The organism is Acinetobacter nematophilus (assembly GCF_026344175.1).
GTDB lineage: Bacteria > Pseudomonadota > Gammaproteobacteria > Pseudomonadales > Moraxellaceae > Acinetobacter > Acinetobacter nematophilus.
On sequence record NZ_JAPKMY010000007.1, the window covers coordinates 180,221 to 192,189 of the forward strand.

The 11,969-nt window shown below is 36.9% G+C and carries 13 protein-coding genes, 1 tRNA gene and 1 pseudogene; 8 read left to right on the top strand and 7 right to left on the bottom strand.

Features of this window, described 5'->3' with window-relative positions:
- Nucleotides 1-102: 102 nt before the first annotated feature.
- Nucleotides 103-729, bottom strand: coding sequence for an isochorismate family cysteine hydrolase YcaC (gene ycaC / locus OSH00_RS14010; RefSeq protein WP_196074810.1), 627 nt, complete (start codon nucleotides 727-729; stop codon nucleotides 103-105).
- Nucleotides 730-1,005: 276 nt separating this feature from the next.
- Between ycaC and OSH00_RS14015 the strand changes: the two genes are divergently transcribed.
- From OSH00_RS14015 to OSH00_RS14025, 3 genes are all read left to right on the top strand, one after another.
- A complete protein-coding gene (locus OSH00_RS14015; RefSeq protein ID WP_266130927.1) occupies nucleotides 1,006-1,881 on the top strand; it encodes a pirin family protein in 876 nt (291 codons plus the stop codon).
- A 718-nt stretch (nucleotides 1,882-2,599) separates the two neighbouring features.
- Nucleotides 2,600-3,898, top strand: a complete 1,299-nt coding sequence (locus tag OSH00_RS14020) for an FAD-dependent oxidoreductase (protein ID WP_196074812.1) — start codon at nucleotides 2,600-2,602, stop codon at nucleotides 3,896-3,898.
- Between the two features lie 54 nt (nucleotides 3,899-3,952).
- On the top strand, nucleotides 3,953-4,768 hold the full coding sequence (locus OSH00_RS14025; protein WP_266130928.1) for an SAM-dependent methyltransferase: 816 nt from the start codon (nucleotides 3,953-3,955) through the stop codon (nucleotides 4,766-4,768).
- Between the two features lie 105 nt (nucleotides 4,769-4,873).
- Here OSH00_RS14025 and OSH00_RS14030 read toward each other — a convergent pair.
- Both OSH00_RS14030 and OSH00_RS14035 read right to left on the bottom strand, forming a co-directional pair.
- Nucleotides 4,874-4,949 (bottom strand) — tRNA-Thr (locus OSH00_RS14030).
- Nucleotides 4,950-5,617: 668 nt separating this feature from the next.
- Nucleotides 5,618-5,845, bottom strand: a complete 228-nt coding sequence (locus tag OSH00_RS14035; RefSeq protein WP_004826172.1) for a hypothetical protein — start codon at nucleotides 5,843-5,845, stop codon at nucleotides 5,618-5,620.
- A gap of 282 nt (nucleotides 5,846-6,127) precedes the next feature.
- Here OSH00_RS14035 and OSH00_RS14040 point away from each other — a divergent pair, with 282 nt between their 5' ends.
- A complete protein-coding gene (locus tag OSH00_RS14040; protein WP_266130929.1) occupies nucleotides 6,128-6,448 on the top strand; it encodes a hypothetical protein in 321 nt (106 codons plus the stop codon).
- Nucleotides 6,449-6,611: 163 nt separating this feature from the next.
- Here the strand turns inward: OSH00_RS14040 and OSH00_RS14045 are convergent, their stop codons facing one another.
- From OSH00_RS14045 to OSH00_RS14060, 4 genes are read right to left on the bottom strand one after another with little or no spacing between them, the layout of a single operon-like run.
- A complete protein-coding gene (locus tag OSH00_RS14045; protein ID WP_266130930.1) occupies nucleotides 6,612-7,196 on the bottom strand; it encodes a hypothetical protein in 585 nt (194 codons plus the stop codon).
- Nucleotides 7,197-7,243: 47 nt separating this feature from the next.
- Nucleotides 7,244-7,468 carry a hypothetical protein gene (locus OSH00_RS14050; protein ID WP_266130931.1) on the bottom strand — a complete coding sequence of 75 codons (225 nt, stop codon included), beginning with the start codon at nucleotides 7,466-7,468 and terminating at the stop codon, nucleotides 7,244-7,246.
- Nucleotides 7,469-7,597 (bottom strand): hypothetical protein, encoded by a 129-nt coding sequence (locus OSH00_RS14055; RefSeq protein ID WP_266130932.1) that lies wholly within the window; start codon nucleotides 7,595-7,597, stop codon nucleotides 7,469-7,471.
- Between the two features lie 3 nt (nucleotides 7,598-7,600).
- A complete protein-coding gene (locus OSH00_RS14060) occupies nucleotides 7,601-7,855 on the bottom strand; it encodes a hypothetical protein (RefSeq protein ID WP_266130933.1) in 255 nt (84 codons plus the stop codon).
- Between the two features lie 529 nt (nucleotides 7,856-8,384).
- Between OSH00_RS14060 and OSH00_RS14065 the strand changes: the two are divergent.
- From OSH00_RS14065 to OSH00_RS14080, 4 genes and pseudogenes are all read left to right on the top strand, one after another.
- Nucleotides 8,385-8,534: pseudogene (locus tag OSH00_RS14065) on the top strand (recombination directionality factor); the annotation flags it as partial.
- A gap of 82 nt (nucleotides 8,535-8,616) precedes the next feature.
- A complete protein-coding gene (locus tag OSH00_RS14070; protein ID WP_266130934.1) occupies nucleotides 8,617-8,844 on the top strand; it encodes a helix-turn-helix transcriptional regulator in 228 nt (75 codons plus the stop codon).
- A gap of 92 nt (nucleotides 8,845-8,936) precedes the next feature.
- Nucleotides 8,937-10,766, top strand: a complete 1,830-nt coding sequence (locus OSH00_RS14075; RefSeq protein WP_266130935.1) for a GmrSD restriction endonuclease domain-containing protein — start codon at nucleotides 8,937-8,939, stop codon at nucleotides 10,764-10,766.
- Between the two features lie 180 nt (nucleotides 10,767-10,946).
- A complete protein-coding gene (locus tag OSH00_RS14080) occupies nucleotides 10,947-11,969 on the top strand; it encodes a competence protein CoiA family protein (protein WP_266130936.1) in 1,023 nt (340 codons plus the stop codon).

Genomic DNA, 11,969 nt, shown 5'->3' on the forward strand with positions numbered 1-11,969 from the left:
GAAGTCGCTTTAGATCATATCATTGATAGGAAAATATGCTCAATCATATCCACTCAAAATAGAAATGTAAGGGCTTACATTTCTATTTGAGTATGGATTGTCTTATTTTTGAGAAGTATTCTGGTTGTAGCTGTTGATGAGATTGCGATAGTCAGGAATATGGTTGCCAAATAATGTACCTAAGCCTTCGATATCATTACGCCAGTCGCGATGTAACTCACACGCAGCACCAAACCAGGTCATTAACTGTGCGCCCGCACTGCTCATACGATCCCATGCTGAATCACGCGTAAGTGGATTAAATGTGCCAGAAGCATCCGTTATGACAAAGACCTCAAAGTCTTCTTCAAGTGCAGAAAGTGCAGGAAAAGCCACACAGACTTCAGTGACAACCCCGGCAATAATCAATTGTTTTTTGCCTGTTGCTTTTACCGCTTTGACAAAGTCTTCATTGTCCCAAGCATTGATTTGACCGGGACGAGCGATATAAGGTGCATCTGGAAACAATTGTTTTAGTTCAGGTACAAGCGGGCCATTGGGACCATTTTCAAAGCTGGTGGTTAAAATGGTAGGAAGGTTAAAATATTTGGCTGCTGCTGCCAGTGCCAATACATTGTTTTTAAATTTATCAGGATCGATATCACGGACTAAAGACAGTAATCCCGTTTGATGATCGACCAACAATACGGCTGCATCTTCTTTATTTAAACGAACGTAAGGTTTTCCCATTTTTTATATCCTGACTTTAAAAAAGTTGAAATCATGCTTAAAAACAAAACAAACTGCTTTGTATGAACTTTATCTTAAGGTGTTTATATTGAACAAATAAGCCTAAAAAACGAGATAAATAATCCTATATATAAGATTATTATTGGGCGGGGAAGGCTCAGTATTGCGACCTAATGTCCTATTTTTGAGATACAGTGTATTGATGGATTCCTATATCCAGCACTTTAAAAAACATAAAATACAATCATATTAGAGCCTAGAGATAGGAGTATTGAGATGAAAAGAATTATCGGTGTATACCGCAATCAAAATATGCATTGGGTGGGTGACGGCTTTCCAGTAAAAAGCTTGTTTTCGTATGATCGTCTAGGTCAGGCAATCAGCCCGTTTTTACTTTTGGACTATGCTGCACCGTATACATTTGCACCTAGTCATGAACAGCATGGTGTGGGCTCGCATCCTCATCGTGGCTTTGAAACTGTGACCATTGCCTACCAAGGTGAAGTGACACATAAAGATTCACATGGTGGTGGTGGAACGATTAAAACAGGCGATGTGCAATGGATGACTGCGGGTGCCGGTTTGGTCCATGAAGAATTCCATTCACATGAATTTACTGAAAAAGGCGGAATTTTTGAGATGGTTCAACTTTGGGTGAATTTACCTGCGGCAGATAAAATGACCCAACCCAAATATCAGGCCATTGCTGCGCAGGATATCCCAGTGATTGATTTTGATGAGGATGCAGGTCATTTACGTGTCATTGCTGGAAAATATGCTGAACAGCAAGGCGCTGCATCAACCTTCAGTCCTGTGAATGTCTGGGATGGTCAATTAAAAGCAGGTCATGAGCAGATTATTCATGTTCCGGTTGACCATAATGCCTTGGTGGTTGTTCTTGAAGGTGAAATGTTGCTCAACGGTACACAAAAAGTACTCGACAGTTCGATTGTCATGTTTGATCAAGATGGCGATGCTGCAATCCAACTCGAAGCGGTGCAAGACGCTAAGTTTTTGGTGTTGACAGGAAAACCATTGAATGAGCCTATTCAAGGTTATGGACCATTTGTGATGAATACCAAAGAAGAAATCGTACAAGCGTTTAACGATTTCAATCAAGGTAAATTCGGTGAAATTGCAGCTGAAGCTTAAACGAAGGCGGATTGTAAAATCCGCTTTTTTTATACTTTAAATCGAAACAAGCACTGGCTGAAAAAGAAAAAGAGCTTTGATCTCATCAATCAAAAGCTCTTCACGCTGTAGTTTTCTTGTATTCGGCATCTGTATTTTTATCTGGTGGTTTTAATGTATTTCATGCATCATAATTAATAAAAAATGTGAAGTAAAGCACATATTTGCTTATTTGTTTAAATTATGATCATGAGCATTCAGATTGATCAATACATATTGCGACAGCAAGGTCAAAAATTTTCTTTCCATAAACCCATTTCCAAGTGAAAAAAAAGGATCTCTATTCCACACTATAGAGATCCTTTTTATGCTGTAGTTTCTTTTATTGTCGGTATTGTCATAATTATTTGTTTTTATTGTAAATGTGATTTGATTATCATTTTTATGCTGTAAATCATAAATAAGAAAATATGGTTTGTAAACGATTTTTTAATAAATAGTTAAATTATCTTCATGTTTTTAACAGAATTTTTTAATATATGAAAATAAAAATGAAATATAAATCATGTAGATCGCACACCTTATCACTGTTTAGGATTCCGATGAATGGTAAGCTTAAAATGGGCATTTTTTCCTAAAAAATTTCCAACAAAAAAAGTTAAATGTGGAACTTTTTAATACCGCGATTTAATCCGCTATAGCTCATAATAAAAAAAATGGTTACGCACGGATAATAACTTTGGATATTGCAGTGATTGGTAGTGGTATGGCTGGCCTGGCTACCGCAAGAATTCTTAAAGATGCAGGTCATCACATTACCATCTTTGAAGCATTACCTGGTCGTGGTATGGATAGTCACAGTATTGAGTTTGAAGGTGGTCTAATTGATGCGCCATTACGTGTGATGAATCCACATTTATGGAAAAATACACTGAGCCTCGCGACACATTTGGGTATAAAAACATTTCCTGTCCGCACTTTTATGGCGTGCAGTTGGTTATTTGAAGACAAGACAGAAACTTGGTTGACCACCTCACGCACTCGGATTGGTAATTTTCCGATTATCAATAACCGCAAAGGCATCAAGCAGTACGGATGGCGCTTAGTGAAAGGCATGTTGCAACTTAAAACAGCCATTTCTCAGTTTTTTAAATCTAAAAATCAGGAGATTACCCTCGCTGATTTTATCAATCATAATGAAATCGAAGAAGTATTTTGGCATGGCGCAGTGATGCCAGTGCTTTATACCATCTGTACCTGTGACCCTAAAACCATTGGTGAATGGCCAGCAAAACCGCTGTTAATCTTTTTAAAGCAATTGACCGATGGCGATGCTTTACTGCGTTTGCATGGGGGAACCCCTGCTTTTGTCGATAAATTAATTGAAGGCATTGATATACACAGCAGTTCTGAAATTAGGCTTGTTGAAGAACAGGGTGAAGGTGTATTGGTTAAAAATGCCCAAGGTGAGCAATTTCAATTTGACCGTGTTGTGGTGGCTACACCGACCAATAAATTGGAAAGCTTTTTAAATGCTGAACAGTTTGCTGATGACATTGAACTTTTGAAAAAGTTTAAGTTTGAGCAGGGCGAATTGGTGATGCATACCGATGCAACGGTGATGCCGCCCAATCGTAAAGACTGGTCAGTGCTGAGTTATATGATGGACCGTAAATTTACCAAGCAACAGTTTACAGTCTGGCTGAATTCGATCGAACCGAGCCTTGTCGGCAAATCTCCAGTGTTTCAGACATGGCGTCCAGTGACAGCCATTGATCCCAAGAAAGTGATTTCTACGGTGACTTTAACCCGTGCTGTAGTTGATTCGGAAACGGTCGCCTTGAATAAAGAGTTACAAGCACGTCATAAAGTGGCAAATCGCAAAGTGTTTTATTGCGGCTCATGGTCATGTGATGGTTTACCGATTCTAGAGTCTGCGGTAACTTCTGCCATGCATATTGCAGAGATTTTTAATGCCCCATTGCCATTTAAAGGCTTAAAGCCTAATGTTGAGGTTGCACCACAACTGGGTTATTAAGACTAAATCAGTCCAATGGTGTATGACCAAGCACGATAGATTGAGCATTTAACCATGAAATGGATTCAAGCAATTCAGCAGCAGCTTCCCCAACATAAATATGCAATCAATGCAGAGATGTTGGGCGATACGGCTGAATGTGCTTGGACCAATCTCGGTTTTTGGAACGATACTACAGCATCGTATCCGCACGCCTGTCAGCAGTTGGCAGAACGGCTTGCGCAAACGGTACAACTACAACCAAATGATCGTGTGCTGGATTTGGGTTGTGGGCAAGGCGCGAGTTTAAAGTATTGGTTAGCACAGTATCAGATCAAAGACCTTGAAGCGGTAGAGTTACAACCAAAGTGTGTCGATCACATTCAAAAACAGCTACCGCAACTTAAAGCAGTACATTGCCAATCATTTTTGAATTTAAACAGAAATTCATTTTCAGATCTTTTTGATGTGGTGATGTGTATCGATGCGGCCTATCACAGCGATTTAAATTCCTTCTTGGCTTCAGTCTCACCCCTTTTAAATTCAAAAGGACGTTTAGGTTTTCATTATCTGATGCTGTCAGATGCGCATTTAAATTCAAAACAAAAACTCAAATATCGTTATTTACTTAAAGCCGCAGATGTACGCTTCAACGCTTTAATGACAGAGCAGCAGATTCAGCAAACCTTAGCGCAGCATCATTTTGAGCAGATTAATATTCAAGATCTGTCCACTGCGGTATTTGCAGGGTTCAGTCACTATATTGCTTCAAGAAAAGACATGGGGCGGGGGCTAGAGCAATTTAAAATACAAATGACCGCAAAGCTATGTAAGACCTTATTTGCAGAAGGGATTGTGCGTTATATACAGGTCAATGCGGTAAAAATATAACGATAGTCGGTTCGATTGAACCGTCTCAATTGACTTAAAATACGCATGATGAATGCATCCGCCAAAAACAACAAAGCCTCACTAAAAAGCGAGGCTAAGTAAAAATGGTGCCGGCACACGGATTCGAACTGTGGACCTACTGATTACAAGTCAGTTGCTCTACCAACTGAGCTATGCCGGCAACGTGGCGAGAATTCTACAGAAAAATGATAAGAATGCAAGCCAAAAAATAAGCACTTAATTGGGGTTGAGTAATTTTTTTAAAATCAATGACTTTTTATATGTTTTCGAGTGCTGTGATACCGAAAGATCGATTAAAGGAAATTAAAAAATTAAATCATGATAGATAAAACATAGATGGGTGTATAAAGCGATCTAGCGTGTAATGTTAAAATTTTGATGGTTTCAGAGGTTTAGCCAAAAATTGTCATTGAAAAAACCACACTGTTGGCAAGCAGTAAAATTGCAAATAAAATGATCTGGAAATTTTTCATGGTATTTATTTTTTAATGTGAAATAATATGCATTATTTGTATCAAAGTTGATTTGATATGTAAATAGTGAAGTATTTATTATTTCAAAAAAACATATTATTTTTTAAGTATTTTTAAATCCAAACCATAAAAAATTGATCGTGAGTGATCTTATCTTTCTGTCAATGGTGTGGATTGATGTCAAACATCTTCTGGAACAATCTGAGCATATACATTATTCAGCCTAAACTGACCTAAAGTAAATGAATGCTATACGGATGAACGCTGTATGCTGGCAAAAAGGCTTACGGTGATGTAAGCCTTATGGTTTTAAGTGAATTTGAATAAATCTTTATCCGATATTAAAAATATAGACTTATTTTCTCCTCAAAATATGATCTAAATCTTGTGCGCATTCTTCTAGAGTGATTGCCATATCAAATTGCATTTGGGGTTTCAATTCGTTTGCGAGTTTTCTCCATTGCTCAATCAACTGGATAGCTTTCTGAATTTTATGTTTATTTACATCCTTGGCAATTGTTGGGGTGTATCCACCACGTTTAGCATTTTTGACTTGTCTTACATAATTGGCGCTGTTATTCATTATGGCTCCCGAATAGCAGTTTTATGTCATAAACTTGTTTGAATCGCTAAGAGTTACTGCATCATCATTATCTAAAGAGAATATTACATCTATATGATTTTTATTTTGTATTTCACCTCCTATGCATGTCACGAGAAGTTCTTTTCACTTGATACTAATTCAAGAAAGTATGAATTGAAATAGGGAATTGTCTGATTCATTGAGTGGATATGTATCTATTTGCTTCAAAAAGTCGGTCAAATATCGTATAACTCAATGAAGTTAAAATGAGAACAATTGAGAATGAAAAGATTCAGTATTTTATTATTTTTGGTTTCGGTCGCACATGCTGAAGTTCCGAATGAATGTCAGTTGGTTGAAGAAACCTCCGAAATGTTAATGCAGTTACGTCAACGTGGTTTGTCGTTGGATGATGTGGACTTTAATCCTGAAGCCTTGTCTCCCAAAGAACAGGTATTGTTAAAAGGTATGATTGACGATGCAAAGGATGTTCCGATTTATCAAATTCCTTTAACCCGGCAAAAAGCCATTGATGATTTTAAACTCAAGTGGCAAGAGATGTGTCAGTCAGCAGATGTAGTGATGCCGACTGAAACGAGATAGCTCTTATTTTTCGATCAAGCTAACAAGTGGGTAGAAGTGAGACAGTTTCTGATTGTTCCATTCAATCGGATTGGAATAGAAACCGAGGTGTCCAATACAAATCGGTTTCAGTCAAAGTTACATCATATCTGTGTTTGATGTTTTCGATAGACCATACCCAGACTTAAGTGAACCGATAAAGCTGACCTTCTATTTTAAGTTCAACATATTTGATCTGTTTGGTTGGGCAGTGATCTAGAATAATACTCAAACCCTCATCCGTCAGGTTTTCACCATCCGCTCCCCAAGTCACAATTTCACAAGATCGACCATCTTTTGTTGCAATCTTTAACTCATCTATCCACAGATCCCTGAATTGATGGGCTTTCATAAATTCAATACTAATAATCTGATCTATATGGGGTCTTGGATCTGCGGTGTACATGAACCAGATCAGCGGGTATGTAGGATTGTTACAATCAATGCTGTATTCATTTGAACCACAATGCTGCATGTTCATCGCTGATTTTGATGATGTTTTTACTGCTTGTGTTGTTAAAGGTGGTGTAGAAAGGCGTAAAGAATCATGTTGTGAGGTGTTTGTGACAGTGGCTTCTGATGCTGAGCTTTGGGGCTGATTAGGCTGAAGCATTGCTTTAGCATAGTTCTCTCGTTGGGCTTGCTGGGAACGAGTCAATAAAATATACACAATTCCTGCAAGGGCAACGACCAATATGGCAATGATGATGATTTGTAGCTGAAGTTTCATGTCATTCTCCTTTTTATTTTTTTATAAAAGGTGATGATGGTCAAAGCCTATTTGGATTTAAGCAGCAATCCACCGACGATCAAAAAAATAATTACGCCACCAATGAACTTTCCAACGGAAGGAAACATCATCGCAGGCCAAATCACGCCTTGACCTAGATGGTAGGTAAATGATTTGTAGCTGTGTGGTCCCCAATAGTTTTGGTAGAGCGCAAATAGAAAACCCACGATGAAGTAACCACGGATCAGCCAAGATGTAATAGATGTATTCATTTATTTTTCCCCAAGTGCAAATTTAAGAAGTAGGTAGAACAGTCCAAACATGATCATCAAGCCAATGAAAGGCAGGCCTAGAAAACAGATGATCACGATCACACAAATGATTGCTGCAATTGCTCTCATGGCTTACTCCTTTAAGCATTGCAGACCGCTTTGCATCAAGTCGTATTGAAATGATTCGCTCTGGGTCAGTGTGTAGAGGTTGTTCTTTAAACCGTCTTCTCCGTATTTGCTTTCGAGTTTTTTATAGGCGCATTTGCATGCGCTGCGGTCCATACCTGTAGACTGACAGCCACTGATAAACTCGCGTTCTGATTTACTGGCGCAACCGAGCGTCAGGAGTGAACAGGTGATGATTAAAATTGAAGTTTGAATGTTCATGATTCTCTCTCTTTTATTGTTGTGGTTATTTTTTAAATTTAGATTCAGCGATTTGATCGAATTCAAGGCGTAGTTTGCCTGTCCAAAGTGCAGTTGTACCTTTAGATCAATCTAAGCTGAAATAAATCTATAACGCTTGCCGAAGGCAGGGGATATGCCTAAAACGTTTTTGAGAAAGGAATAAAAATAAGAAATGTTGAGTCATGGTGACTACTCCTAGATGTAAATAGAAGTTCTACCGAATCACTGTCAATTGATTATGGTGGCAGAACGAAAAGGGGTTGACAGACTGGACATCTAGAACCAGCACGCGCGGACGCGTCCCCCTCCCGTTCTACCGCAAAGAGGGACGAGAAGGTTTTACGCATGAAGATACTCAGAAAAAAATGAGTCCTGATGCGCTAGATGAATCGGTCTGTCAAAACCGACTGGCAATGTAGGCCAGCAGTTGAATGATAAGTTTTGGGATGGGTTTAGTCAAATGGGGTTTTTTGGGGGCTTAAGGATTATGTGATTGATGTTAATTTAAGTAAATGAGTTTTATACGGATGAGCTTATTGAATCTGAACAAACTCAGCCTGAGCTAAAATCTAAAGTTAAAATTAAGCTCGATCAGGGGGATAGTTTTGTTCGAGATATTCAGCAGGGATTGCAGGGGAATGTGAGGGCTGTGAACTGAATGAGGTCAAATACTAAAAGTTTACAGACTTACTGGATTATTTGAGCAGTAGCGCTCGCATCAATGATCAGGCGTAAACATCATGAATGCGTTCACAGGTCAAACTTTTCAAATGAACCAAATTATTAACATTAAAGAAGTTATTCAATATACGAGTATCAGTCGGGCAAAAATCTATGAAATGATTAATGTAAACTCTAAGTATTATGATCCAACATTCCCGAAACCAGTACGGTTAAGTGAATCACGTATTGGTTGGGTGGCTTTAGAGATTCATCAATGGATTGAAGCTAAGATACAAAGTCGATAAGTGCAGGGAGTGAAAGCTCCCTTATTTTTTGCTAATTGAAAAATTTATAAGATAATGTATTTTAAACAAATGAATTTAAATAAGTTTGGCATATGAGTAATTTTGACAGTTCAAAAGAATATTTGAATGATATTTTAAAAAAAGTTATTGAAGGTAAATTACAGTTACCTGATTTTCAGAGAGGTTGGGTATGGGATAATTCACATATAAAATCTTTGCTAGTGAGTATATCTAGGTCTTTTCCAGTTGGTGCAGTGATGTTATTGGAAACAGGTGGAGATGTTAAATTTCAAGTGCGCCCAGTAGAAAATGTGGATCTAAAAAATAAGGATATTGAGCCTGAAGAGCTCATATTAGATGGTCAACAACGATTAACATCTTTAACTCAAGTACTAATGCTTGATAAACCAGTAAAGACTTTTGATGAAAAAGGGCGTTTAATTAAACGGTTCTATTATATTGATATTGAAATGGCTCTTAGTGGTAATCTTGAGGAGGCCTTTATATCGGTAGAAGAGGATAGAATTGTTAGAACTAATTTTGGGCGCGATATTAAAAAAATAACAAATGAAAAAGGGGGCGAGATTCTACTAGATTTTTCTTCAACACAGAAGGAATGCAAGGCATTTTTCTTTCCCTGTAATAAAATTCTAAACTCTGATGAATGGGAAGAATCTCTTTTTGAAAATGCCCCTGAAAATATGCCTAAATATATGCAGTTTAGGAAAAAAGTATTAGATGCTTTTCGAAAGTATGCTGTGCCAGTGATTAAGCTAGATAAGGATAACTCAAAAGAAGCAGTATGTTTGGTATTTGAAAAAGTAAATACTGGAGGTGTTCCATTATCTGTTTTTGAGTTAGTAACAGCAACTTTTGCAGCTGAAGGTTATAACTTAAGAGATGATTGGTACGGTCACCCAGAGAGAAATCCTATTGGGCGCTTCCAGCACTTATTTGATAAAGAGTCAATTTTAAAAGTGATTGAACCTACTGATTTTTTACAAACGATAAGCCTTTTGAGTACATTGCAAAAACGAACAACAGATTTAAAAGAAAATAAGTCTGGAAAGTTAGTTTCAGCAGTCAGTGCAAAACGTTCAGCGATATTGGCAATGTCATTAGAAGAATATAAGCAGTGGGCCGATAAAGTAGAAAATGGTTTTTTACTGGCTGCAAAGTTTTTGAGAAAAGAGTGTTTTTTCTTTACAAAAGATCTGCCATATAGAACTCAGTTAGTCCCTTTAGCTGCAATATTAAGCCTCTTAAATGAAAGATGGCTTGAGCCAAAAGTTTATGAAAAATTAACACAATGGTTTTGGTGTGGTGTTTTAGGTGAACTATATGGTGGGGCAGTTGAGACTCGTATTGCAAATGACTTAGAAGACTTCGTAAGTTGGTTAACAGATAACCATCATGATGTTCGTACTATTCAAGAAGCCTCTTTTCAGGCACAACGTCTAATAACTTTAAGATCTCGTTTGAGTGCTGCTTACAAAGGACTAAATATACTGGTATTAAGAGATGGAGCTCAAGACTTCTTTTGGAAAGAGTCTATTCAAAATTTGGATGTAGAAGAGGTAGCTCTAGACATTCACCACATTTTCCCTAAGAAATGGTGTGAAGAAAATAAGAAATCTGTAAAAGTGTATGACTCGATACTTAATAAAACTCCAATATCTTATAAAGCAAATAGAATGATTGGGGGGAAGGCTCCTTCTAAATATCTAGAGGATTTACAGAATCATAAGACGGTTATGATCAATAATGAAGTAATGAATCAAATCTTGGAATCTCATCTTATTAGCATTGATGCTATTAGAAATGATAATTTTGAACTTTTCATTGAAAATAGAAAAAATGATTTACTTGGATTAATTACAAGAGTAATGGGTAAATCTTGCTCAGATATGAGTGTTGGTTAATTAGAATTGGGAGATAGCTTATCTCCCAATTTTTCATATGTATCTATATAAAGGAATATTTGATTTTATGGGGCTAAATTTTTTAGTTGGAATAGGGTATGTCTTAATATTTTTTAGGAGAATTGAGGAGGAAATAATTATCGCTTAGAGTATTTGATTATAAATATAAAAGGTAAGTTTATGGCACGTTATCAATATGCTAAAGATCGATTAGGGCAAGTAGTTAGAGCTATTGATCTAGTTAATAAGGAGCTACAGTCAGATTTTACATGTTTAGGCTGTAATAATATTTTAATAGCTAAAGTGAATGGAAAAGTAAAACAACCGCATTTTGCACATAAAAGTATTCAAGAGTGCAATGGTGAAACATATTTGCATCGTTTGGGTAAACAGGTTTTTTTTGAGGTATATCAAAAATGCTTAGAAGAAAATGAACCTTTTTATATTACCTTTCATGTTTCTAAGAAATGCAATAAATTCAGAAGAAATATTCGTAAGAATTGTAATCTTGGATTTATTGAAAAGAAGTTTGATCTGACCGAATATTTCTCAATTATTGAAGTTGAGAGGAAAGAAGAAAATTTTATTCCAGATTTGTTACTTTCTAGAGCAAATTTTCCAGAAGACAATATTTATATTGAAATTGCCGTAACGCACTTTTTGAGTGAGAAAAAACAAAGCTCAGGAAAACGTATTATAGAAATAAGAATTGATTCTGAAGAAGATATAGATCAAATATATCAAGCAAATTTAGAGCCTCATGGTGCCTTGTTTTTAGGTTTTAATCAGGGTGGTACCTCAGTTACTGATGCTGAGTGTAAATGTTTACGCAAGCAATTTTTTGGCTTCTATGTTTGGGATTCAGGTAAGTCCTTTTTAGAGCTCGCTTATTTGTCAGATATTGAAGCAAAGCTTGTTAAGTACAAGGATAAAATTATCTATAGTAATATTATTGAAACAGATTTAGAGTTTGTGAACTCTACCGTATATATGGGCTATGCTCACGGCGATATATTTTTAGACCAGCTAAAGTTGGCAGCTCAGAACAAAGTACCTATTAAGAATTGTTTTTTATGCAAATATAGTGGGAATAATTGGGATTACGCAAATAATCAGCCTATTTTTTGCAAAGCCAAAAGGTTTAAGTGTGGGTCCAATCAGGCGGCTGAATGTGATTGGTACAAACCTGAAAAACTGTTTTAA

Excerpts from the sequence above, each read along its gene's own strand:
- OSH00_RS14040 (WP_266130929.1), top strand. The coding sequence starts at position 6,128 with ATGAAAAGATTCAGTATTTTATTATTTTTGGTTTCGGTCGCACATGCT.
- OSH00_RS14015 (WP_266130927.1), top strand. The coding sequence starts at position 1,006 with ATGAAAAGAATTATCGGTGTATACCGCAATCAAAATATGCATTGGGTG.
- OSH00_RS14080 (WP_266130936.1), top strand. The coding sequence starts at position 10,947 with ATGGCACGTTATCAATATGCTAAAGATCGATTAGGGCAAGTAGTTAGA.
- OSH00_RS14025 (WP_266130928.1), top strand. The coding sequence starts at position 3,953 with ATGAAATGGATTCAAGCAATTCAGCAGCAGCTTCCCCAACATAAATAT.
- OSH00_RS14060 (WP_266130933.1), bottom strand. The coding sequence starts at position 7,855 with ATGAACATTCAAACTTCAATTTTAATCATCACCTGTTCACTCCTGACG.
- OSH00_RS14045 (WP_266130930.1), bottom strand. The coding sequence starts at position 7,196 with ATGAAACTTCAGCTACAAATCATCATCATTGCCATATTGGTCGTTGCC.
- OSH00_RS14075 (WP_266130935.1), top strand. The coding sequence starts at position 8,937 with ATGAGTAATTTTGACAGTTCAAAAGAATATTTGAATGATATTTTAAAA.
- OSH00_RS14070 (WP_266130934.1), top strand. The coding sequence starts at position 8,617 with ATGAATGCGTTCACAGGTCAAACTTTTCAAATGAACCAAATTATTAAC.
- OSH00_RS14055 (WP_266130932.1), bottom strand. The coding sequence starts at position 7,597 with ATGAGAGCAATTGCAGCAATCATTTGTGTGATCGTGATCATCTGTTTT.
- ycaC (WP_196074810.1), bottom strand. The coding sequence starts at position 729 with ATGGGAAAACCTTACGTTCGTTTAAATAAAGAAGATGCAGCCGTATTG.
- OSH00_RS14050 (WP_266130931.1), bottom strand. The coding sequence starts at position 7,468 with ATGAATACATCTATTACATCTTGGCTGATCCGTGGTTACTTCATCGTG.
- OSH00_RS14035 (WP_004826172.1), bottom strand. The coding sequence starts at position 5,845 with ATGAATAACAGCGCCAATTATGTAAGACAAGTCAAAAATGCTAAACGT.